The 23,668-nt window shown below is 42.7% G+C and carries 24 protein-coding genes and 1 pseudogene; 18 read left to right on the plus strand and 7 right to left on the minus strand.

Annotated features, from left to right (window positions below):
- Window positions 1-73 precede the first annotated feature (73 nt).
- Window positions 74-1,462: a cation:dicarboxylate symporter family transporter gene (locus AB5N96_RS05580; RefSeq protein ID WP_204590657.1), complete on the plus strand. Its 1,389-nt coding sequence runs from the start codon at window positions 74-76 to the stop codon at window positions 1,460-1,462.
- A gap of 185 nt (window positions 1,463-1,647) precedes the next feature.
- On the opposite strand, the gene AB5N96_RS05585 is transcribed toward AB5N96_RS05580, so the two are convergent.
- Window positions 1,648-2,874: a helix-turn-helix domain-containing protein gene (locus AB5N96_RS05585; protein WP_204590631.1), complete on the minus strand. Its 1,227-nt coding sequence runs from the start codon at window positions 2,872-2,874 to the stop codon at window positions 1,648-1,650.
- A 113-nt stretch (window positions 2,875-2,987) separates the two neighbouring features.
- Here AB5N96_RS05585 and AB5N96_RS05590 point away from each other — a divergent pair, with 113 nt between their 5' ends.
- Window positions 2,988-4,289 carry an MFS transporter gene (locus AB5N96_RS05590; protein ID WP_499704898.1) on the plus strand — a complete coding sequence of 434 codons (1,302 nt, stop codon included), beginning with the start codon at window positions 2,988-2,990 and terminating at the stop codon, window positions 4,287-4,289.
- Window positions 4,290-4,303: 14 nt separating this feature from the next.
- Here AB5N96_RS05590 and AB5N96_RS05595 read toward each other — a convergent pair whose 3' ends face one another.
- From AB5N96_RS05595 to AB5N96_RS05610, 4 genes are all read right to left on the minus strand, one after another.
- The gene (locus tag AB5N96_RS05595) at window positions 4,304-5,482 is read right to left on the minus strand and encodes an MFS transporter (RefSeq protein WP_499704899.1); all 1,179 of its coding nucleotides are present in this window, start codon (window positions 5,480-5,482) and stop codon (window positions 4,304-4,306) included.
- A gap of 65 nt (window positions 5,483-5,547) precedes the next feature.
- Window positions 5,548-7,941, minus strand: a complete 2,394-nt coding sequence (locus AB5N96_RS05600) for a heavy metal translocating P-type ATPase (RefSeq protein WP_499704900.1) — start codon at window positions 7,939-7,941, stop codon at window positions 5,548-5,550.
- Window positions 7,942-8,022: 81 nt separating this feature from the next.
- Window positions 8,023-8,238, minus strand: a complete 216-nt coding sequence (locus AB5N96_RS05605) for a copper ion binding protein (RefSeq protein ID WP_499704901.1) — start codon at window positions 8,236-8,238, stop codon at window positions 8,023-8,025.
- 12 nt (window positions 8,239-8,250) lie between these two features.
- The gene (locus AB5N96_RS05610; protein WP_204590635.1) at window positions 8,251-8,559 is read right to left on the minus strand and encodes a metal-sensitive transcriptional regulator; all 309 of its coding nucleotides are present in this window, start codon (window positions 8,557-8,559) and stop codon (window positions 8,251-8,253) included.
- A 117-nt stretch (window positions 8,560-8,676) separates the two neighbouring features.
- On the opposite strand from AB5N96_RS05610, the gene AB5N96_RS05615 reads away from it, so the two are divergent.
- Window positions 8,677-8,904, plus strand: coding sequence for an Lmo0850 family protein (locus tag AB5N96_RS05615; protein WP_204590662.1), 228 nt, complete (start codon window positions 8,677-8,679; stop codon window positions 8,902-8,904).
- A 559-nt stretch (window positions 8,905-9,463) separates the two neighbouring features.
- On the opposite strand, the gene AB5N96_RS05620 is transcribed toward AB5N96_RS05615, so the two are convergent.
- A complete protein-coding gene (locus AB5N96_RS05620; protein WP_499704902.1) occupies window positions 9,464-10,648 on the minus strand; it encodes an FtsW/RodA/SpoVE family cell cycle protein in 1,185 nt (394 codons plus the stop codon).
- A 137-nt stretch (window positions 10,649-10,785) separates the two neighbouring features.
- Here AB5N96_RS05620 and AB5N96_RS05625 point away from each other — a divergent pair, with 137 nt between their 5' ends.
- From AB5N96_RS05625 to AB5N96_RS05655, 7 genes are all read left to right on the plus strand, one after another.
- A complete protein-coding gene (locus AB5N96_RS05625; RefSeq protein WP_204590637.1) occupies window positions 10,786-11,553 on the plus strand; it encodes a hypothetical protein in 768 nt (255 codons plus the stop codon).
- Entirely contained in the window at window positions 11,553-12,641 is a 1,089-nt protein-coding gene (locus tag AB5N96_RS05630) for a D-alanine--D-alanine ligase (protein ID WP_204590659.1), read from the plus strand. Before AB5N96_RS05625 ends, AB5N96_RS05630 begins: the two co-directional genes overlap by 1 nt.
- Window positions 12,638-14,002 carry a UDP-N-acetylmuramoyl-tripeptide--D-alanyl-D-alanine ligase gene (locus AB5N96_RS05635; protein WP_499704903.1) on the plus strand — a complete coding sequence of 455 codons (1,365 nt, stop codon included), beginning with the start codon at window positions 12,638-12,640 and terminating at the stop codon, window positions 14,000-14,002. Before AB5N96_RS05630 ends, AB5N96_RS05635 begins: the two co-directional genes overlap by 4 nt.
- A 10-nt stretch (window positions 14,003-14,012) precedes the next feature.
- A complete protein-coding gene (locus AB5N96_RS05640) occupies window positions 14,013-14,741 on the plus strand; it encodes an alpha/beta hydrolase (RefSeq protein WP_204590639.1) in 729 nt (242 codons plus the stop codon).
- 348 nt (window positions 14,742-15,089) lie between these two features.
- Window positions 15,090-16,616: a degradosome RNA helicase CshA gene (gene cshA, locus AB5N96_RS05645; RefSeq protein ID WP_204590640.1), complete on the plus strand. Its 1,527-nt coding sequence runs from the start codon at window positions 15,090-15,092 to the stop codon at window positions 16,614-16,616.
- A gap of 93 nt (window positions 16,617-16,709) precedes the next feature.
- The gene (locus AB5N96_RS05650) at window positions 16,710-17,183 is read left to right on the plus strand and encodes a PH domain-containing protein (RefSeq protein WP_392455809.1); all 474 of its coding nucleotides are present in this window, start codon (window positions 16,710-16,712) and stop codon (window positions 17,181-17,183) included.
- Window positions 17,176-18,690 (plus strand): PH domain-containing protein, encoded by a 1,515-nt coding sequence (locus AB5N96_RS05655; RefSeq protein WP_499704904.1) that lies wholly within the window; start codon window positions 17,176-17,178, stop codon window positions 18,688-18,690. The genes AB5N96_RS05650 and AB5N96_RS05655 overlap by 8 nt, the downstream gene beginning before the upstream one ends.
- Window positions 18,691-18,709: 19 nt before the next feature.
- Here the strand turns inward: AB5N96_RS05655 and AB5N96_RS05660 are convergent, their stop codons facing one another.
- A complete protein-coding gene (locus AB5N96_RS05660; RefSeq protein ID WP_392455812.1) occupies window positions 18,710-19,339 on the minus strand; it encodes a rhomboid family intramembrane serine protease in 630 nt (209 codons plus the stop codon).
- A gap of 59 nt (window positions 19,340-19,398) precedes the next feature.
- On the opposite strand from AB5N96_RS05660, the gene acpS reads away from it, so the two are divergent.
- The 8 genes and pseudogenes from acpS (at window position 19,399) to AB5N96_RS05700 (ending at window position 23,659) form a co-directional block, all read left to right on the plus strand.
- The gene (gene acpS, locus AB5N96_RS05665; protein WP_392455813.1) at window positions 19,399-19,752 is read left to right on the plus strand and encodes a holo-ACP synthase; all 354 of its coding nucleotides are present in this window, start codon (window positions 19,399-19,401) and stop codon (window positions 19,750-19,752) included.
- Between the two features lie 46 nt (window positions 19,753-19,798).
- A complete protein-coding gene (locus AB5N96_RS05670) occupies window positions 19,799-19,993 on the plus strand; it encodes a hypothetical protein (protein WP_499704905.1) in 195 nt (64 codons plus the stop codon).
- A 104-nt stretch (window positions 19,994-20,097) separates the two neighbouring features.
- Window positions 20,098-21,204, plus strand: coding sequence for an alanine racemase (alr, locus tag AB5N96_RS05675; protein ID WP_499704906.1), 1,107 nt, complete (start codon window positions 20,098-20,100; stop codon window positions 21,202-21,204).
- Window positions 21,205-21,454: 250 nt separating this feature from the next.
- Window positions 21,455-21,580 (plus strand): annotated as a pseudogene (locus AB5N96_RS05680) (transcriptional regulator); the annotation flags it as partial.
- A gap of 5 nt (window positions 21,581-21,585) precedes the next feature.
- On the plus strand, window positions 21,586-21,936 hold the full coding sequence (locus AB5N96_RS05685) for a type II toxin-antitoxin system PemK/MazF family toxin (protein WP_204590647.1): 351 nt from the start codon (window positions 21,586-21,588) through the stop codon (window positions 21,934-21,936).
- 125 nt (window positions 21,937-22,061) lie between these two features.
- Entirely contained in the window at window positions 22,062-22,892 is an 831-nt protein-coding gene (gene rsbRA, locus AB5N96_RS05690; RefSeq protein WP_204590648.1) for an RsbT co-antagonist protein RsbRA, read from the plus strand.
- Window positions 22,889-23,251, plus strand: a complete 363-nt coding sequence (locus tag AB5N96_RS05695; protein WP_204590649.1) for an STAS domain-containing protein — start codon at window positions 22,889-22,891, stop codon at window positions 23,249-23,251. Before rsbRA ends, AB5N96_RS05695 begins: the two co-directional genes overlap by 4 nt.
- Before the next feature lie 6 nt (window positions 23,252-23,257).
- Complete coding sequence (locus AB5N96_RS05700) at window positions 23,258-23,659, plus strand: anti-sigma regulatory factor (protein WP_204590650.1); 402 nt, start codon at window positions 23,258-23,260, stop codon at window positions 23,657-23,659.
- Window positions 23,660-23,668: the final 9 nt, after the last annotated feature.

Below are 23,668 nucleotides of genomic sequence, written 5' to 3' on the forward strand. Positions count from 1 at the left end.
CTCAGTAATTCATACTTTACAGGTTGGAATTAGAAGCATATAATACGATACATCGTTTGAAAAAAAGGAGGAAATTAACATGTTTGTAGTAATCAACAGTCTCGCTCTCTTAGTCCTCATTGGAGTATTAGTATGGATGAAGCGTAAAAATAAATCATTCTCAACTCGTGTCTTTACAGCACTAGGACTCGGAATACTTTTAGGACTTATTTTAAATCTAGCATATGGTGCGGATTCGGAAATCTTAACAGATACGTCCGCTTGGTATAATGTCATTGGGGTCGGCTATGTACGACTGCTTCAAATGATTGTTATGCCACTCGTGTTCATTTCAATTATTGGTGCTTTTGCAAAGTTGAAGCTGGGCAATCAATTAGGGAAAATTGCAGGAATCATATTAGCTATTTTAATTGGAACAACAGCTGTGGCAGCTGCTGTAGGTATTTCATCTGCTGCGTTGTTTGATTTAAATGCTGAGCAGATTTTTAGCGGAGAAGCAGAAGAGTCACGAGGCGTATATATCGAAGAGACATCTGCAGAAGTAGCGGATCAGACATTCCCAGAGCAATTGATCAGTCTATTACCTGCTAACCCATTCCTTGATCTTACTGGGGCTCGTCCAACTTCTACAATCGCTGTCGTAATCTTTGCAGCATTCATCGGTTTTGCCTATCTGTCCGTTGTTCGCCGCTCACCTGAGACGGCCGCAACACTTAAAAAAGGCATTGATGCCATTTATGAACTAGTAATGGGTATTGTTCGAATTGTTCTCCGTTTAACGCCTTACGGAATATTAGCTATCATGGCGCGCACAGTAGCAACATCAAACTTTGAAGCCATCTATACACTAGGCAAGTTCGTATTGGCATCGTATGTAGCACTCGGCGTGATGTTCTTGATTCACTTATTGATCTTACTTGTTTCTGGTGTAAACCCAATTACGTATGTAAAGAAAGCTTCAGAGGCTTTATTATTTGCGTTTACATCTCGTTCAAGTGCAGGTACTTTACCACTGAATATTCATACGCAAACACATAAACTTGGAGTTCCTGAAGGAATTGCAAACTTCTCAGGCTCGTTCGGATTGTCTATCGGTCAAAATGGATGTGCGGGAATTTACCCAGCGATGCTTGCATTCATGATTGCACCGACTGTAGGAATTAATCCACTCGATATTTGGTTCATCTTAACGGTCATAGGGGTCGTGGCCATTAGTTCTTTTGGTGTCGCAGGAGTAGGGGGAGGCGCAACGTTCGCTGCTATCCTTGTCTTATCTGCGTTAGATTTACCGGTTGCTTTAGCGGGTCTGTTAGTATCGGTAGAACCCTTGATTGATATGGGCCGTACAGCAGTAAATGTCAGTGGAGCAATGACAGCGGGCGTAACAACTGCGAAGGTGACAGGCGAACTGGACGAATCTGTCTACAATACGCCTCAGTCTGAGCAAGCTTTAGATGTGTAGAACGCCACTCTAGAAACTCCGAGGAAATCAGACGTGCCCGTGAAGGCGCTCTTCAGTCTTTGCGGGTGCGGCTGATTCCGGAGCGTGTTTCTGGCGTTCGCAACTCGATTCCGATTTAGATGTGTAAAACGCCACTTTAGACGTTGAGTTCCACTGCGCGGCTGCTTTCCGCGGGCGCTGCCAGTTTAGTTTGTAGAATTCAATTCTGCAATCAAATCACGCATGCGCGTCTTATAAGGAGTCTCAAGAAACGTATCAAGTTGCTCCCAAGCTTCTTCTGCAATTGCCAACGCCTTGTCTGATTCACCTTGCTGCTGATAAATCTTAGCTAGATAATACTCCCGTTCAGAATACATACTCAAGTCAATCGGGTGAGTGACAAAGTAGGGTGGAGGTGGAGTGTTTTCTAAAACTTCTTGCGCTTTATCGATTTGCTCTTTGTAATATAAAATCTTCGCATATTCCACACGCTCAGAATCCAACTCTTCAAGCGGCTTTGATGTTTTCAATATTTTCTGCATCAGCTTATCGGCTTCGTCTATTTGTTTTGTGTAGCTCGTATAATAATGAACCCAAATCAGTTGGATGAATTCTGTCACTTCCGCATCATCAGTAAATAGACCATACGCCTCTAAGCGAGAAATGTACATTTTTGCTTCTTTCTCATTTCCGGCCATGATAGCATGAATGATTGCTAAGCGGTAGAGGTGATCGAGGCGATAAAATACTTTTTGTTGTTTTGAGAATTCAATTGCAGCATGCATCGTATCAAGCGCTTTGTCTTGCTGACCGACCGCATAGTAAAACACAGCTTCCGAATAATCATAGTCAAGTCGAGATAACGGATCCGTCCATACAGATTGTTGTTCTAATGACTGTCGCTCTTCAAGTAATTGCCGAAGAGCTTCTTCATACTGTTTTTCACGGAACTTTACAGAAATTCGGAACAGACGAAGAGATGCTGCGCGGCGTGCTACTTGAATTTCCTCATAGAGAGTAATGGCACGGGAACAATAACTTTTCCAATCTGGATTTCCACTTTCATACGCAATTCGTGTGTACAGGTCGAGCAGTCGAGCATCTAGATACCCTCTTCCTTTTGCAGGCAGATGAGGTGCAATTAAATTCAAAATTTCACTAAATATCTTGGTGTCTGGATAACTAAGTTTTTTGTATAGTTCTTCAGCCTGACGAACAATTTCTTTTTTTTCAGCGGAAGACGAGTCTTCTAATAAATCACTCACAGAAACTTCCAAAGTCGATGCGATATGTTGAAGGCTTTCCATCGAAGGTTTTGCCTTGTTGTTTTCAATAAGACTCAACATGCCCTTTGTAATAGCATCGCCAGCAAGTTGCTGTAATGTCATTTTCTTTTCTTTACGTAGTTCACGGATACGTTCCCCTAAAGACATACGGATTCCCTCATTTCGTGTTAGTTTAATTATATTAAACTTTAGTGTTGACTTCAAGAAAATGGTATGATATATTTTTGTTTAATAAAATTAAACATTAAGGAGGCTTTATGATGGATGACGCAGTGAAGTTGAAAAAAGCAACTCAACATCTCTGGACATTTACGATTAGTAAGTTGATTAGTACGTTTGGTGCCTCGGTGTATACATTTGCCATTAGTTTTTACATTTTGCAAATGACCGGATCTGCATCTAGCTTTGCGATGAATCTGATTTTTAGTATCCTCCCAAAAGCTGTACTCGGTCCATTTGCAGGCTATGTTGTAGATAAGTATAACCGAAAAGTGATTGTCATTTCAGCGCAAATTATCACGGTGCTTACTATTCTCTCGTTAATCGGTTACATGATGGCATTTGGACTCTCGTTACCCGCAATTTATACGGTCACAGCAATTCTTGCGATGACATCGACTTTTTCAGGTGTCGCATTTAGTTCATCCATCTCAAGCCTCATTGACGAAACGCGTATTCAAAAAGCGATGTCTCTTAATCAAATGTCCATCTCATTTGCTGCGATTGCAAGTCCAGCGGTAGGGGGGATTTTGTACGGGACAGTTTCACTGGAAGTCTTTCTCGTATTGTTTGCAGTAGCTTCTGCAGTGGCTGTAATTTTAGAGTCGACCATGAACTTTACACTCTACTCTCGTCGCACAGAGGAGAGCGAGCGAAAACAAGAAAAGATGCTTGAGAATATGAAAGCAGGTCTGGCATACGTCAAACTACAGCCGATACTTCTTTCTATCATGATTATTGCATTGTCCGTCAACTTTATGTTTGGAGCGTTTCAAGTTGGCTATTCTTTCGTATTGATTGATCAGTTGAAAATGTCTGCCCAGCACTTTGGATTTACAGAAGCAGCATTTGCCATCGGAATGCTTCTTACTTCGATTTACATATCGTCACGGAAAGAATTTAAGTATCCGTTACTAATTTCGAAACGTGGAATACTAGTGCTTGGGATAATGCTTGCAGCAATTACTGTACCACTTTTACTTCCTATCTCCTATATGCAAATGTTGATCTTCTACATTGCGCTGATGTTCATACAAGGAGTCATGATTATTTTCATCAATACTCCGATGCAAGTGTATTTTCAAAAGACAATTGATGATGATTACAAAGGACGTGTATTCTCGCTGCTTGAGACATTTGCAATTGCGCTCATGCCGATTGGAATGGTGCTGTTTGGGGTATTATTTGATGTCTTCCCACCGGAACCGATCTTCCTCATCTCAGCAGTTATCCTCATTGCGACGGTACTGTATTTGACGAGAACATCGGTGTTAGTAAAAGCACATCCAGAACTTGCAAAGAAAAGCGTTGAATCATTGAATAAAGAGGTCCAGCCACTATAAAACAGCTAGTCCCATTACGGGGCTAGCTGTTTTTTTGTTTCGCGTAAAGAATTTGAATTGGCGCGGAATAGAATGATTAGAACAATGCTTGCTAAAGACAAAACTGCGGAAACGACATAAAGCGTGTTTGGAAGTTGCGTAAAGATGAACGCGAATGTTAAGGGTCCGATGATACGACCTAGGTTGTCCATCGAATAACTGACTCCGGCAGCTGTACCATAGTTGCCGCCTGATTCTTTTGTTGTAAGAGCAACAAGTGTTGTTCTTGCTAAGGCATTTCCAGCAGTAAAGATACAAAGTGTAATCCCAGCCATAACAAGACTAGTTGTAAAGAAAGTGAGGCCCAATCCAATTGCAGCAATCACTTGGGACCAAATAATCCAAGTTGTTTCGGTTCCATTTTTAATACGTCGCACGATTCCACCTTGAACGATGGCATCAACGAGTCCACTAAAGAGGAATAGATACCCGAGCTGAAGCGGTGTGATTTGAATCCGTTCGATATGGAACAACTGGAAGGTTGCTTCAAGTCCTGCTAGTAAGAATGTGACCATAAATGAGAAAATAAATAAGTAACGAATACGGTACATCCACAACATTCGTGCTCCTTTCGGTAGCAACTGACGTTTATTTGCTTCGCCTGTTCGTTCAGGTTCTTTTAAAATGATTTGTGCGTAAACCAGAAGTACAAGAGTCAACACCGCAGACGCAATGAATGGGAGGTGTAAACTGATATCCCCGAGAATACCTCCAATGGCTGGTCCGAATATAAAGCCTAAGCCGATAGACATGCCGAGCAGTCCTAAATATTTATTGCGTGTTTCTTCAGTAGAAATGTCTGAAGCATATCCCGTCACAGCACTGTAAAGCGCTCCAGAGAAGAGTCCGCCGATAATCCGTGAAAGATAGAGAAGAATCAACGAGTCGAATGAAAAAGCAAACACCCAAAAGCTTAAACTGAAGCCCAATAGACCGACTAGTATTAATTTTTTGCGCCCTGTTCGATCCGAGTATTTTCCCCATAAAGGAGCTACAAAAAAGGATGCGAGAGCATACACAGATAATAATCCACCGACGTGGATCTCTGAATAGTTTTGTTGAAGGATCACTTCAGGTAATACGGGAATAATGATGCCGAATCCTAAATAGACGAAAAACTGGACGGACATCAAAAGAGCAATGGATTGTTTCATGGTTTGACCTGCTTTCTTCGTTCTGCTCTTTATTCTACACCCTTTTTAACAAGAAAAAAACCACCTCACGAGGAGATGGTTTTTGGTTTGACGCGTTGCAAGCGCAGGGCATTTAATACGACCGATACAGAACTGAAAGCCATTGCTGCACCTGCAAGCCAAGGAGCCAAGAAACCAGCTGCGGCAATTGGAATACCTAAGCTGTTATAGGCAAAAGCCCAAAATAAGTTTTGTTTGATATTACGAACGGTCAGGCGGCTCATTTCAAGTGTTGCAGGGAGTGTCAGTAAGTCACCTTGCATCAGCGTGACATCTGCCGTCTCCATCGCTACAGAAGAACCTGTACCCATGGCCATCCCAATATCTGCTTGAGCAAGGGCCGGTGCATCATTGATTCCGTCCCCAACCATGGCGACCTTATGACCTTTGTTTTGCCACTCACGAACGACGTCAGCTTTTTGTGTAGGTAACACACCTGCAACGACTTCCGAAATTCCAACTTGTCTTGCAATAGCTTTTGCCGTCTCCGGTTGATCACCGGTCAACATGACAACTTGCATGCCGAGTGCGTGCAACTTTTCAATAGCCGCTTTTGACGAATCTTTTACGGTATCTGCCACTGCAAAAGTCGCCGCGTACGTTCCGTCGACTGCCATGTACAAAACACTCTTTCCTTCAGATTCCCACACATCGACGTGTGGAGAAGGGGAGCCGTCGCAGTTGTTTTCAGCAAGTAGCGCACGTGTACCAATCACGATAGATTTCCCGTTCACTTCAGCTTTAATACCTTTACCTGGGATAGCTTTGAAACCTTCGGCTGGAAATAGTTCTCCTAAATAACTAGACGTAATTGCGCGAGCAATGGGGTGTTCGCTGCCTTGCTCAGCAGATGCTGCAAGTTGTTGTATACCGTCTTTATCGAATCCATCCGCAACTTCAATGTGTACAAGTTCAGGTAGACCTTTCGTGATGGTTCCGGTTTTATCTAAAATGACCGTATCAATATGTTTGGTCTGCTCCATTGCTTCAGCGGTTTTGAACAAAATCCCCAGCTCAGCAGCCCGACCTGAACCCGCCATAATCGATGTCGGTGTAGCTAGTCCAAGTGCACATGGACAAGCAATAACCAACACGGCAATCGTGCTCATAAGACTCGTTTCCAAATTACCGTTTGTTAAGAAGAAGTACCACACAATAAACGTTACAATTGCAATTCCAACGACTATCGGGACAAAAATTCCAGAAATTTTATCTGCAAGTCTCTGGATTGGCGCCTTTGAACCTTGTGCTTGTTCTACGACGCGAATGATTGACGACAACATCGTCTGCTTGCCAATCCCTGTTGCTTCCATGCGTAATGAGCCATGATCATTAATTGTGGCCGCATAGACGATGGCGCCTTCAGTTTTCTCTACAGGTAAACTTTCACCTGTCAGCATCGACTCATTCACGGTAGATGTTCCTGAAATGACTTTTCCATCGACCGGAATTTGATCACCCGGACGAATGATAATCACATCACCTTGTACAACATCGTGAATCGAGATTTCTTGTGATTGACCATCTCGTTCAACCGTTGCAGTTGTAGGTTGAAGCTGCATCAATTTCTTGATTGCTTCGGATGACTGACCTTTTGCACGCGCTTCAAATACTTTTCCGAGAATGATCAATGTAATAAGTACCGCGCTTGTTTCAAAATAGAGTCCTTGGTGATGCCCAGCTCCAGTCAACGTTAAGTAGACACTGTAGAAGTACGCTGCTGATGTACCAAGTGCTACGAGTACATCCATATTCGCGCTACCGTTACGAAGAGCGTTGTATGCACCTTTATAGAACATCGCTCCAACGTAGAACTGAACAGGTGTAGCGAGTGCCCACTGGACGTATGGATTCATCAAAATATCCGGTAAGTACATCCACTCTGTAAAGGAAAAGTGAGCCACCATTGTCCATAGGAGCGGTAAAGATAAAATCGCTGAGAGATAGAATAAGCGTTTCTTATGTCTATAAGCTTCTGCCCGGTGATCAACAGGTTCTTCTTCATTTGGTATAGATGCTCCATAACCGAGAGATTCTACTTTCTTGACGAGTTCCGCTGCAGAAATCTGTGACGGATTGTAGTGGATCTTTGCCGTCTCCAATGCAAGATTGACTGTTGCCTCAGATACACCATCCACTTTACCTAATCCTCGTTCGATACGGGCAGAACAAGCAGCACATGTCATTCCTTGAATATCTAAGTTTGCAGTTTCGTAGGCTACACCATAGCCAAGTTTTTCAATAGTAGCATTTAAATCAGCAGGCTTTATTATGGAATCGTCAAACTCAACGTGTGCTTTTTCATTCGCAAAGTTGACAGAAGCTTTTGAGACACCTTCAAGCTTGGATAGACCACGCTCTACACGATTCGAGCAGGCACTACACGTCATACCAGTAACCGGAATTTCAGTAGTCTTCATAGAAATCACCTTCCTTTATACTATATAGGGGTATATATTCGTCGAAAAAATAACTGCATAGAAGCAGCTATTTTCACCGTATTAAAAAGTTTTCACTTTATAACCTTCGTCTTCGATTGCTGCTATGATATCGCGGATTTCGATTGCTTCTGGATCAAACTCGATATCGACTTCACCAGTTTCTAAATGTACATCAACTTTATCAACTGCATCAATTGCTTTCACGCGGTCGTGGACTGCTTTCACACAATGCCCACAAGTCATACCTTCAACATGTAATTTAAGTGGTTGGATCATGAATAATCCTCCTTATTTTTTCGTCAGTTTCTGTACAGTTACGAGTAGTTCATCAAGAATTTCTTCGTCCCCAGCGAGCATCTTGTTGCGAACGCAACTTTTCAAATGCCCTTCTAACAAAATATTAGCTACAGAATTAAGTGCGGCTTGTGTAGCAGAAATTTGGGTGATGACATCATCACAATACGCATCGCGTTCAATCATTCCCTTAATACCCCGAATCTGACCTTCGATTCGATTTAAACGAACCGTTAAGTTGCGTTTCGTATCTTCTGAATGATGAGATGTACGTGCAACTGGGACCGCTTGAAGATTTTCCATAGAATCACCTCGAATCTGGATTACTGTAAGTATAGTATACCCACAGAGGGTAAGTAAAGTGAAAGGTTTTAATACGGAGTACGAAGCTTTTACAGACTTTCTACAATTGTAACAAAATTGAAAGATTTAAAAGTGAAGAAAAGTGGTACACTAATAGAGAATTCAAGTTACGAACGGTTTTTATTTTATGGAAAGGGTGAGGTATCGTTGGCTACAGAAATGGATGTTAAAAACTTGGTGAGCAATCTTGCAAAGTTAGGCGTCAAAGTAACCAAAACAAAGTCCCGCCTAGAAATGCTGAAAGCTCTAGCACCACCTGCTGCTCCAAAACCGCAGCACGGTTAAGGCTCCTCGTTTGAGGGGCTTTTTTTATTTGCCTTGCTATCCCTTACTTTTTAGTAGTATGCGCAATTTGAGTTCCATTTTGGGGTTGATTTCCTAGAATTAGTTTCCATAATATGACTTCGGTAGAATAAATGTGGATTTGGGTAGAATAAATCTCAGTTTCGGTAGAACAAATCTCGGTTTCGGTAGAAGAACGACCGCTCAGTTCGCAAACAAAAAACCGGCATACACAAAATCGGTGTATGCCGGCGTTCTCCACATCTAAAACTAAAGTTGGGTGGAATGGAGGGGTTGACTCCAGTGGGATTCCAGTCTGCCGTGAGATCCCGCAGGAGCCTGCGACGAGGAAGCTCACGCAGCGCCCACGGAAAGCAGCCCCGCAGTGGAACTCAACGTCTTACTTTGCACAATTTCTGAACAGTCGGTTTCACATCTAACTGGAATCGAGTTCCGAACGCCAGAAACACGCTCCGGAATCAGCCGCACCCACAAAGGCTGAAGTACGCCTTCATGGGCACACCTGATTTCCTCGGAGTTTCTAGAGTGGCGTTCTTCACATCTAATCGTCATCCTGGTTCCCAAACATATACGTCTTATGATGAAACTTCATACTGAAAATCAAACCGAGCGCGAGCATATTCCCCATTAGCGAACTTCCTCCGTAACTAATAAACGGAAGAGGAATCCCTGTGATCGGCAATAACTGAATCGTCATCCCGATATTCTCAAATACGTGGAACGTAATCATCGCGATGATTCCAGCAGCCACATATGTGCTGAATGGATCTTTAAGTTGCAACGTGATTTTTGTTAAATGATAAATTAACACAAAGTAAAGAACGATGACTAAACTTGCACCGATAAATCCATACTCTTCTCCAATTACTGCAAAAATAAAGTCTGTATGATTTTCTGGTACATACACTTCACGCCCGCCATATCCTTTTCCGAAAATTTCACCTGATCCAATTGCGTTTAGCGAACTGATCAAATGCATACCTTCATTGGAAGCGTAAGAATAAGGGTCTAGCCAGGAATAAATACGCGCGAGTTGATACGGACTAAAGCCGAGCGTATTGACGATGAAGTCTTGCATATTTAAAGCCATCCAAATTAACGCTCCACCGATCCCAATTCCAGCTCCAAGTATCGGAAGAATAATCTTCCAAGTGATACCCGCTACAACAATCAAAGCTACTGTGATAGCAATGAAGACGAGCCCAGTGCCAAGGTCAGGCTGTAACATGATAAATACAAATGGAATGATGAACAAACCACCGATTTTTAGTAAGAGCAAAAAGTCACTTTTTGACGTCTTGAAAGGATAGTTCTCATGATGCTTCACAATTAGCTTGGCAGCACCTAAAATATAAAAGGTTTTCATAAACTCGGCAGGCTGAATACTACCAATACCCGGTAAGTGGAACCAACTTTGTGCACCGTTTCGTGCTTCTACGAAACCGAGCGTTTCCGGTAGGATAAATAATATAATCAGTGGTACTAAACCAATACCATAAATGAACCATGCCATTTTTTTATAAGTCTCGGGTTCAATTAACATGACGACACCGATTATACCTGCTCCAACTATGTACCAAAACAGTTGCCTTGGAAGGAAGTTAATCCCGTACTGACCCGTTGTCTGAGCAGACGAGATCGCCATTAAACTGACGATTAAAAAAAGCAATAACAGGAAACCTAAGACCCAGTCAAAACGGTCTGTAAATTGTTTGTTTGAATTCATTTTGTCACCCACATCTAAATTTCATCCCTTTATTATAACGCACAACCACTTTTTATGCCTGCTTCATTAGACGCAGATAGATGGAAGATGTTGCAGCGGATAAAAGGTGTTAAACTAGAGGGGAGGAGGGACGTCTTATGAAAAAAGTAAAATTACCATCAGTAGATGAATATGTGCACCACTTATTTGTACATGGAAATGAAGGGCAAAATTTTGCGCTCTTTAGCGGTTTGACGTTCCCTACAGTGCTTCATTACTTTGCAGATACAAACGTAATTGTGTTACTTGAACATGGCTACGAGGACGCTTCATTTGATATGCATACGCAGTTCGAATACATCGTGCAAGAAGAATTTAAAGATTTTGTGACATCCTTAAAAGATCAAAAATCGCGTCTTTGTTTATTGGATGTAGCCGATGAAAAACGATTGATTCAACTCTCTCCGCAGGAACAAGCAGAACTGCTATATGTCGCACACAAAAAAGAGACATTCCGGAGTCCGTTTTATCATACGTTGAAAAATCGCTTTGTCTATCTTGGTGATGAAAGTGATAGGATTTCAAAAGTGTATTTCCGGGAATACGATGAGATGATGCGTCTCGTCGTTCATTTGTTCAATCAACTTGCAGCACAAAAGACTCGATCAAACATGTTCTTCAGAAGACGTGTTCAGCAAGTAGTACCTGAATTGATCCATGAACAATTTATACTCTTTGAAGATTTACTTGAAGATGGGGCCTTGCTGTCACTTGCAAGGTTAGATGATGGGAGCTTTCGACTTGAACTTCGAGAAATAGCAGACCCTTCGTTTCCAGATGAAATCATGCAAGATGTCGATACGTATTTAACACAACCAACCCTGGGCTTACTCCCATTTGTAGCCCGTTCGAAAATGGAGGACTAATTATGAAGAAAATTGGAATTGTGTATGGTGGAAAGTCCGCCGAACACGAAGTATCGTTGATGACCGCTAAAGCAGTAATCGCTGCACTAGATTTTTCAACGTATCAAGTTACACCGATTTACATCACACTAGATGGAGAATGGGTGTGCGGAGAAAAATTAACAGCACCTGTTGAGGAGGCAGAAGCGCTTCGTTTCACAGGCACTGACCAGCCAAATTCAATCGCTCAGTTTGTAGAGCTTGCGTCAAATCCAGAGACACGTTTTGATCTGGTGTTCCCTGTTCTTCATGGACCTAATGGGGAAGATGGTACGATTCAAGGCTTGTTTGAGATGATGAACTTGCCATACGTAGGAAATGGCGTCCTTGCTTCGTCAGCAGGAATGGACAAAGTCGTGATGAAACAATTGTTCACACAAGCAGGTTTGAAACAAGTACCTTATGAATACTGCTTACATAGTTACTACAACGCCCACAAAGAAGAATTCTTAGATGCCTGCGAACAGAACCTCACATACCCACTGTTTGTAAAGCCTGCCAACTTAGGTTCAAGTGTCGGAATTTCCAAAGCGAAAACACGTGAAGAACTAGAAGCTGCGATTCAGTTTGCGTTTGAATACGATCGTAAAATCGTCGTCGAACAGGGAATCACGGCGCGTGAAGTCGAGCTTTCGGTTCTAGGAAATGACGAGCCTAAAGTATCCATTGCTGGAGAAGTATTGCCGACAAAAGACTTTTATGATTATTCGGCAAAATACGTAGATGGTACGACAAACTATGCAATTCCTGCTGAAATCACAGAGCAAGAACTAAGTGACCTGCAACAAGCGTCAATTGACGCATTTAAAATTCTGGATTGCTCTGGTCTAGTTCGTGCAGATTTCTTCTTAACGACAGATGGCGACGTGTACATTAATGAAGTCAACACATTACCAGGATTCACTCCAATCAGCATGTATCCAAAACTATGGATTGCATCTGGAAAAACGTATGCGGAACTAGTTGAAGAATTAATTCAACTTGGACTTGAGCGTTTTGAGGAAAAGAAACATCGTGCCTACACGCGAGACGAGGATGGTTCAAAATGAAAAAGACATTACGTGAACTAGCAACATGGTTAGGAGCTGACGCAAAAGAATTTGGAGACGTCATCGTGACGGGTGCTTCATTAAATACGCGTACACTACAGCCGGGAGAATTATTTATTCCCTTCCGCGGTGAACAGGTCAATGGCCATAAATTTGTTGAGCAAGCATTCGAGCAAGGCGCGAGTGCAGCACTTTGGTTAAAAGATGAGCCGAACCCACCTACAGATCGCCCGCTTCTCTTTGTAGAAGATCCCGCGAAAGCTCTTCAAACGCTAGCAGCTGCCTATCGTCAAGAATTGAAGGCGACGTTTGTTGGTGTGACCGGATCAAACGGGAAAACATCGACGAAAGATTTGCTTGCTGGACTTTGTGAACCGTATTTCAAAACAATCAAAACACAAGGGAATTTCAATAATGAACTCGGGTTACCATTGACGCTTCTTGCAATTGATGAAGATACGGAAGTTGCAGTTCTTGAAATGGGCATGAGTTCATTTGGAGAGATTGAATTTTTATCAAACCTTGCCAAGCCTGCATTTACAGTGATTACGAACATTGGAGAAGCGCATTTACAAGATCTTGGCTCTCGTGAGGGCATTACAAAAGCAAAAATGGAAATCATCTCAGGAATGTCACCTGAAGGGAAATTGTTCTTTGATGGAGATGAGCCACTTCTGCTCCAAGCCGTTGCTGAGAAAGCTGATCTGCACGCCATCCCGTATGGCAAGGGAGAAAACTGCACACTGCGTCTCACATCAACTGCATTTTCGACAGAAGGAACACAGTTTACAACAGAAGGTGAAGTAGAGGGCGATTTCGTACTTCGCGTACTTGGTGAACATCAAGCGAAAAATGCACTTGCTGCGATTTTGATCGGTCGCGAACTAGGGTTGACGGTAGACCAGATCAAACAGGGGTTGAAAGACGTTATTTTAACGGATATGCGCATGCAAGTGATGGAGACGGATGGACCTACATTTATCAACGATGCATACAATGCCGCACCAACTTCCATGCAAGCCGCAATTCATTTCCTCCGTGACGCCGATTTTGGGAAGAAAAAATGGCTCGTACTTGGAGATATGTTAGAACTAGGAGAGGCCGAACTTGCTTACCATGCACAACTTGCCGCTTCCATTAATAAGCAAGATTTCACTGGAGTCGCATTAATCGGACCACGTATGAAGGCTCTCTATGAAGAACTGCAAGGATCATTTGGGGAAGCCGTTTACTGGACAGATGAGATGGAAAGCTTACAACAACATTTGACAAAAAAATTAACATCGGACGATTTGGTTTTACTCAAAGGCTCAAGAGGTATGAAAGTAGAAAGAGCCATGGAGACATGGAACCGAAAGTGAGTGAAGTCTGATGAAGACCGGTGTGTTATTTATCCATGGCTATACAGGTGCACCTTATGAAGTCGAGCCGTTTGTGGAGTATGTTGCGAAACATACAGACTGGACATTGTCTGTCGTCACGCTTCCAGGACACGGGGAAGAACTCGAATTGACTGAAATGCTAGCAGAAGATTGGACGATGGAAGCTGAAATCGCCATTCGAAAGTTGTTGCCACAAGTAGACAGACTGTATGTCGTCGGATTTTCGATGGGCGGGCTGATTGCGATGTATCTGTCTCTTCGTTATCCTGTCGAACGCCTCGTGCTTTTAAGTGCAGCAGCCAAATATATAGCACCTGGACAGATGCTTCAAGATATTCGTGAAGTAGCTGTTGATTTGTTGAAAAAACAAGCGGATCAAAATCCTGTCTACATGCGCTACCGTCAAAAAGCAGGAAAGACCCCGATTCGATCTGCTTATCAGTTTACGCGTGTACTAAAACTTGTTGAACCGTACTATAGTAAGATTACGATTCCGGTATGTATCGTCCAAGGGAAGAAAGACGGGATTGTGCCTTTTCAAGCAGCAGAGTATCTCTATGATCAGCTAGGGTCTGAAGAAAAGGAACTTATTTTCTCAGACTGTGGAAAACATCATATTTGTTACAGTGATGATTGTGATGACTGGTTTGAAAAAGCTCTTTCTTTTTTGAACAAGCCGATTCCTATCCCTCAAGACATGCAAACGCATACAACTTGAACAATTTGTGAATAGAGTTAGAAGTAGTGGGAACACTAAGTGCACATGCGTTGCTTTTTAAGGTGACGCATGATACACTGTTTTGAGCAATGGATACATTTTGTGTAAAGACTCTTCTGTTAGTTTGCGAAGAGCGCTTTTTTTTTGAACTTAACGGCTGTGCTAGACGTACTTAAACGCTCACCAGCCGCTCGGCAATCACCGGGCTTTCCTATTATTAATTACCTCTCGTGAAACCCACAGAGATTTTCGTAACGGAGACGTTCCTCTTTATTTGGCTCGAAATTTGCCGCCAGTCATCTGAAAATGTAACCATTTGTCAAAACAGAAACAAAGGAGATTAGTATTTTGACAAATTTTTCAGAATTAAACATCAGTGCTTCAACATTAAAATCTATTAAACGTATGGGTTTTGAAGAAGCAACCCCAATCCAAGAAGGTACAATCACACATGCAATGGAAGGGCGCGACGTATTAGGTCAAGCTCAAACAGGTACTGGTAAAACAGCTGCTTTCGGTATTCCATTAATTGAAAAGATTGACCCAAAAAACCCGAACATCCAAGGATTGATCATTGCACCAACGCGTGAGCTTGCAATCCAAGTATCAGAAGAACTTTACAAGCTTGGTTATGACAAGCGTGTAAAACTTTTATCTGTATACGGTGGACAAGATATCTCTCGTCAGATTCGTGCGCTTAAAAACAATCCACAAATCATCGTTGGTACTCCAGGACGTATCTTGGATCACATCAACCGTCGTACATTGAAACTTGAAAACGTCAATACATTAGTTCTTGACGAAGCAGATGAAATGTTAAACATGGGCTTCATCGAAGATATCAACACGATTCTTTCGAATGTTCCAGACACGCGTCAAACACTTTTATTCTCAGCTACTATGCCTGGACCGATCCGCAAAATTGCGAACACGTTCATGAAAGAGCCTGTAGAAGTGAAGATCAAATCAAAAGAAATGACAGTGGAAAACATTGAGCAATTCTTCGTGAAAGCAGCAGAACGCGAGAAGTTCGATGTGTTATCACGTATCATCAATGTTCACCAACCGGAACTTGCGATCATCTTCGGTCGTACAAAGCGCCGGGTTGACGAACTATCTCACGCTCTTAGCATCCGTGGGTATATGGCAGAAGGAATCCATGGTGACCTTAGCCAAGCAAAACGTATGTCAGTATTGAAGCAATTTAAAGAAAATAAAATTGACATCCTAGTAGCGACTGACGTTGCTGCACGTGGATTAGATATCTCAGGCGTTACACACGTTTACAACTTTGATATTCCACAAGATCCTGAAAGCTACGTTCACCGTATCGGTCGTACAGGCCGTGCAGGTAAGAGTGGAATGGCGATTACATTTGTAACACCACGTGAAATGGGTTACCTTCGTATTGTTGAAGAAACAACGAAGAAGCGTATGACACCATTACGTCCACCAAGTGAGGACGAAGCATTACTAGGTCAACAACGCGTGGCAATGGAAACATTGACAGAGCTAGTTGAAAAGAATGACTTAGGTGATTACCGCGCTCTAGCAACTGAGCTTCTTGAAAACTTAGATGCAGTTGATTTGGTAGCAGCAGCTATTAAATCAATGACAAAAGAGCCAAGTGATCAGCCTGTGACAATCTCTGAAGAGCGTCCACTTCCAATGCGTGGCGAACGTTCTGGTGGAGGTCGCGGAGGATACCGTGGTGGAAACCGTTCAGGCGGAGGCCGTGGTGGTCGCTCAGGCGGTTCAGGTGGTCGTAGTGGAGACCGTGGCGGCGCTCGTCGTTCATCGGGTCCACGTGATGGTTCGACTCGTCGTTCTGCACGTCCAGCATCATCTGCACGTCCAGCACGTCGTAACGACTAATTCAATTTCAAGCTTCTCTTCCTTTTGGAAGGGGAGCTTTTTTTTGAAACTTCATAGCATATAATACGTATAGGAGAGTAAGGAGGGATTATCATGCAAACGGGAAATCATTTATCACGCAAAGGGCTCACGGTCTGGCGCATTTATGGTCTTATTCAATCATTAATTCTTGTGCTGATTGCAGGTGGAATCAGTGCGTTTAATTTTTTCTTTTTCGGGCTCGGTTGGCTCTACATAGTGACCATCAGTTTATTAGTGATTTTAATCGTACTGATTATTGGGGTACTGCCAAGTTTACGGTGGAAGCGCTGGCGTTATGAGGTACGAGAACATGAAATCGAATTGCAACATGGGCTTTTTATAGTGACACGAACATTAATTCCGATGGTTCGCGTACAACATGTCGATACTGAACAAGGCCCGATTTTGCGCAGTTACAATTTAGCCTCTATACATATTTCGACGGCTGCCACTTCGCATACGATTCCATTTTTAGACGAAATAGAAGCCGAATCGATGCGCAGAAGAATTTCGGAGCTTGCAAGGGTGGCGGAAGATGATGTCTGAGACACGATATAAACTACATCCGGTGGCTGCAGTCATCACATTTGTAAAAGGGTTGAAAGATCTTATTTTTCCACTAGTGATTTTTTTGATTTTAGGCAATACAGGGGGAGAAGATGGTGGCCTCTTTCGGTTCATACCCTATGTTCTAGGTGGACTTGCCTTACTTCTCTACCTTATATCGGGAATCATCAAATGGTGGAAGTATGAGTATTGGTTTGAAGATGGTGAACTCCGCATCGAATACGGCTTGATTGTCAAAAAGAAACGGTATATTCCGTTTGAAAGAATTCAAAGCCTGGATTACACAGAATCCATTTTTCACCGACCGTTCAAGCTTGTGAAAGTGAAAGTAGAGACAGCTGGTGGGGGTGTAAGTGGAGAAGCGGAAGCCGAGTTAACGGCGATAACACTCGCTGCAGCCGATCAAATCAAACAAGAAATGATTGCCGCAAAGAAAAAGCGTGTAAAAGTAGTAGATGAAGTGGAAGGAGATAGTTTGGAAGAGGGAGTTGACGCAATTCAGCCAACTGAATTAGAGTCAGAAACTGAATCTCAAGCGTCCACGACTCGACTGCTGCACAAAATGAAATCCAAAGACTTACTACTACTCGCCGCAACATCTGGTGGGATCGGAATCATTTTCTCTGGGGCCGCTGTTGTGCTCTCTCAGTTTTCAGAATTTATTCCTTACGAAGCGATCTATAATGAAGCATTGGAGCTGTTCCGTTTTGGAGCAATGTTTGTAGCGTTACTTGTTTTTGCTGTGGTGTTGATAAGTTTCCTGGTCAGTGTAGTTTTAACCTACTTACAAAACTATGGCTACACAGTCACGCTCGACGATAAAGAGTTGATTATTCAGCGCGGGTTATTAGAGAAAAAACGAACGACCATTCCGATGCACCGTATCCAAGGGATCCAACTTGTTGAAAATCCATTTAGGCAGTTATTCGGCTATGCGACCATCGTGCTGGATAGCGCAGGGGGAAGTGTGTTAGAAAAAAGTGAAACGGTCAAACTCGTTCCGTTAATGAAACGAACGGAGGCTGTTACCTTACTGACAGACTTATTCCCAGAATGGGACTGGGATCCAGAGTTTACCCGTGCACCAAAACGCACACGTAAGTTTTACTACCGAATCAATTTACTACTCATCGCGATAATAGGGGCTGTGTTAAGTTATTTCTTCTACCCATATGGACTCCTATTCTTCTTACTGATTCCTGTGAGTGTGGCATTTGATATTTGGAACCATAAGGCAAGTGGTATAGCTATACGAGATACTTATTTAGCGATGCAGTACCGCTTTTTCTCTCGTAAGACCGTGTGGCTTGCAAAGAAACGAATTCAAGCAGTGACGCTCTCCCAGTCTTACTTTGAGAAGCGGGCGGATGCAGCTTCTATACATGCTACTATCAAGTCAGGCGCGCTCGGTAGCCAGCACAGTTTAAAAGCGATGGAACGAGACGATATGCAACGCGTTATGAACTGGTATTTACCAAACACATAAACAAAACCGCGACCGGCTGCTAACGACGCAGTGCGGTACGCGGTTTTGTTTTTTTCCATTTCGATAAGCGACTTGGGTGGAAATAATAGAACCCAAGAATGAATCCTGTAATCAACCCACCAAAGTGAGCCGTGATGTTGATGTTCGGCATTACAAATGTCATGACGATTCCAATCAAAATGATAGGAAGGATGATTTGTTTCAATTGTGGCAATGCATTGCGTGTGTAATAGACGAGTGCAGCAAAAGCGCCAAAAATTCCGTAGATGGCTCCACTTGCTCCAAGATGCATATAATTCGCATCTTCTAACACGTATGATGCAAGTGTACCTGCGATTCCGGATAAAAAGTAGATCGTCAAAAAGCGTGTGCGACCTGCGATCCGTTCTAGTTCTGGTCCGAATAAAAACAGGGAGAACATGTTGAACAGTAGATGCATGATGCCACCGTGTAGAAACATCGGGGTAATCAGTCTCCAATAGTCACCTGCGGCAATAGAGCCGTTGTGGCCGATTCCAATCCCATAAACATAAGGCCCGATGATTGGGAGATTTGCTATAATGTGAATAGCAATAGTTACAACGAGAAGGGTAAAGACGACCGGATAATATGTTCGGTATTCTCGGAAATTTTCATGTCGTATAAACATAGTAGGTTTCACCTCATTCGATTTTAGTATACATGGTAGAGAGGAGCAATAGAAGCAGAATGATTAAAGGGATTGGACTAGACATTATTGAACTGGACCGGATTGGCCGGTTGATTCAAAGGTCACCAAAATTCTATAAACGTATCCTGACACCAAATGAGCAGGCATATTATGAAACAGCAATACCGAGTCGTCAAATTGAATTTTTAGCAGCTCGCTTTGCTGCCAAAGAGGCATTTGCGAAAGCACTCGGAACGGGAATAGGCGCCAGCTGTAGTTTTCAAGATATTGAAGTTGTGAAAAATGAACTCGGTGCGCCTTCCATCGTTTATAAAGAAAATCAATTCCAAGCATTTCTCTCCATTACACACACAAAAGAGTATGCGGCCGCGCAAGTAATTCTGCTGTCATAGGAGTCAGTCCTTCGCATAGAATGACCTAGAATGGTAGGAAGACAGGATGGACGCTCTGAAAAAATGGCAGTTGGTACTTCTGCTTCTTGTAGTCAGTCTATTGGTGGGATGTGGAGCGGCGAGTGAAGTCTGGCACACGCAACCGGATTATTACCGTGTATCAGTAACTGATCAAGACCCAGAAAAGAACCAATTGATTGTTCGGAACAATGAAAGAGTGCGGGTGTCTCTTATTTCCTAGCCTCCACACAGTTGACTCCAGATGAAATGATTCAAGTCGCTGCTTCGATGTCGGCGCATTCACAAAAATAACAACTTATCCTACTACAAAAGAAGGTAAACATCATGACACATTATCGTCCAACCTATTTAGAAATCGATTTAGATGCAATCTCTACAAATATCGCAACGTTAAAAAACCAACTAAACGAAGAGACAATGATTATTCCGGTAGTCAAAGCAAATGCCTACGGTCACGGGGCAGTCCGTGTCGTGCAGCATATAGAGGCGCAAGGTCTCCAGTTCTTCGCAGTGGCCACACCGGATGAAGCAGTAGAATTAAAAGAGGCGGGGAGTCAGTCAGAGATACTTGTTCTCGGCAACTCTCCGCATTCGTTTATACCGTATGCAGAGCGTCACCGTATTCATTTAACCGCGCACTCTTTGGAATGGATTCAAAACATCCCGACTACTGCATCTCCGTTTCTCCATATCAAGTTAGATACGGGGATGGGGCGGATTGGGTTACAGTCTGAACAGGAGTTAAAAGAAGCATTGCGAGTGATTGCGCAACATAAGAACTGGAGGATTGAAGGTGTTTATACACATTTTTCAACTGCTGATGAAGCGATAAATCCACACTTTGAACAGCAGTTGAAAAAGTTTGAGAAGTGGCTAGCTTTATTCCCTGAACGTCCTCGACTTGTGCACGCTGCAAATAGTGCGGCCGCTATCCAGCATGGGGGAGCAGCTTTCTCAGCTGTACGGTTTGGAATATCGATGTATGGCATTGCAGCCTCTGATTGGATGAAAGAAAATCGTCCATTTGTGTATACACCTGCTATGCGATTGGTATCGGAGCTTGTTCACGTTAAGCAAGTTGAAGTAGGTACATCGATTGGGTATGGCGCATATTATACAAGCGCAGAACCTGAGTGGATCGGTACCCTTCCAATTGGTTATGCTGATGGATTATTACGCGGGCTAAAGGGGCTCTCTGTATTGATTGAAGACACAGTTGCACCTATTGTCGGCAAAATTTGTATGGATCAAACCATGATTAAATTGCCGAAAGAGTTTAAAGTAGGTACAAAGGTGGTATTACTAGGTTCAAATGGGGTACATACCATTCCTGCTGAAGAATGGGCGGAATACTTACGTACAATCCCCTATGAAATCTGTTGTCAACTTTCGTATCGCGTTCCACGGATTTACCCACAATCTGACAAATAAAACTAGTACTTCCTACGTAAATTTCTATTAGATTGTCGAAATAACCTTTCTATGAGAGGGAATCGATGGTAAGATGAAAGAAATTGTCGTATAGAGGAAAGTTTTGTCGGAGGTGTTTTTTGTGGGGGGAAAGTCAGATAAAATAGAAACAGTTTATCTGTTAGCAGATTATATGGAGGAAGTCCGTCCCGTATACGGAAAGCGTGTTTTGAAAAAACACGTTACGAAACTGCATGGACAAACATCAATTATACGAGAAGCCATGATACAGGGGTACCTGGAAATGTCTCGTATTAATTTGTCTATTTGCAGTGAATGTCTTCATGCAGAGTATGAGGCGCATGATACCACTGAGCGACTCGTAAGTGGAGGCTGACATATTTGATCGTAAAACGAGGAGATATCTTCTACGCAGACTTATCACCGGTAATCGGGTCTGAACAAGGTGGCACAAGACCCGTACTGGTTCTGCAGAATGATATCGGAAACCGATTTAGTCCAACCGTAATTGTCGCGGCAATTACAGCTCAGATTCAAAAAGCAAAGTTGCCTACGCATATCGAAATCGATGCGGAACGGTATCAGTTAGAGCGCGACTCCGTAGTTTTACTAGAGCAGTTACGAACTATTGATAAATCCCGACTCACAGACAAACTCACACACCTAGATGACGAAGTGATGGAAAGCGTAGACCATGCAGTGGCTATTAGTCTAGGCCTCATCAAGTTTTAATACATACATAGAAAAAGCACAGTGCGCTACTGTGCTTTTTTTCATGGAATAATCAGCAGGTGCTAAAATAAACAATTTCGGCTACAATAAAACTACTACAGAATTTAAAGGAGTGTCTCCGTGAAATGAACGTTACACTAGCAAGTTACATACGTGAGAATCTAAATCCGATTCTAGAAACGTGGAAACAATTTATGGAAGAAGAAGGAGATGGCAAGTTCTTTCAAATCATGTCAGACGGTATGATTGATTCAACTGCCCGTGAGCTAGGCGAATTACTCATTGTCAATCTCACAGAAAATGACGAGGAATTCTCACAAAAAGTAGAAGAATTCTCTATAAAAATAGCACGTCATGGCTGGTCCATTTCATTTGTCATGAAAGCCTTATCGAATTTCACAGAAGCAATCTATGATCATATGGGAAAATCCGATTTCTTAAATGACAACAAATCAGGTAACTACATTCGGTTAATGAACAATTGGCTGACGCCTTTAAATCACAGCATTGTGGAAGCCTACTCGAAAACGTGGGAACGAACAGTCCACCTGCAAAAAATGGCTTTACAAGAATTGTCTGCGTCGCTTATTCCGGTCTTTGACAAGATCTCAGTCATGCCACTCGTTGGAACGATTGATACAGAGCGCGCAAAATTAATTATGGAAAACTTACTTCAAGGTGTGGTGAAACACCGTTCAGAAGTTGTACTTTTAGACATTACGGGTGTCCCAGTTGTAGATACTATGGTGGCACACCATATCATCCAAGCAGCTGATGCTGTTCGTTTAGTCGGAGCAAAATGCATGCTCGTTGGTATTCGACCAGAGATTGCTCAAACAATTGTGGCTCTTGGTATCAACTTAAATGAATTCACAACGACGAGTACACTACAACGAGGGATGGAACAGGCCCTCGCCATTACAAATCGACAAATTGTAGAGGTGGAAGAAGAATGAGAACTCGTATTCCGATATTAAAACTACGTGACACATTGATCGTTTCAATTCAATGGGAACTTGATGATCAAATGGCGTTATCGTTTCAAGAAGATTTATTAAATAAATTACACACTACAGCTGCACGCGGAGTTGTGATTGACCTGACGTCAATTGATTTCATTGACTCATTCATTGCGAAGGTTTTAGGGGACGTCATTAGCATGTCCGGATTAATGGGAGCAAAAGTTGTCATTACTGGTATCCAACCAGCGGTAGCAATCACACTTATCGAGCTTGGTATCCGTCTAGAGGATGTCGCAACAGCTCTTGATTTAGAGAATGGATTGGAAAAACTTGAACGAGAATTGGAGGACTAATCCATTATGAGCATTGAGTCTTCTGTAGATATCATTACGGAGTGGGATATCGTTGCAGCGAGACAGCTTGGACGTAACGAGGCAAAGGAAGTCGGTTTCGGAACTGTTGACCAGGCTAGAATCACAACAGCGATAAGTGAACTCGCTCGTAATATATACTTATATGCCGGCAAAGGGAAAATAACAATTGAACGCGTCACAGACGGTGCTATGAAAGGCATTATTATCATTTCAGCTGACCAAGGACCAGGAATTGCCGATCTTCGAAAAGTTATGGAAGATGGCTACACAACATCTGGTGGGCTAGGAGCAGGTATGCCAGGGGTCAAACGTTTGATGGATGACTTTAAAGTAGAGACGGAAGTAGGCGTAGGAACCACGATTACAGCTACGAAATGGCTGCGTTAAGGAGTGAAA

The sequence above is a fragment of the Chryseomicrobium imtechense genome (genome assembly GCF_041475995.1).
Classification (GTDB): domain Bacteria; phylum Bacillota; class Bacilli; order Bacillales_A; family Planococcaceae; genus Chryseomicrobium; species Chryseomicrobium aureum.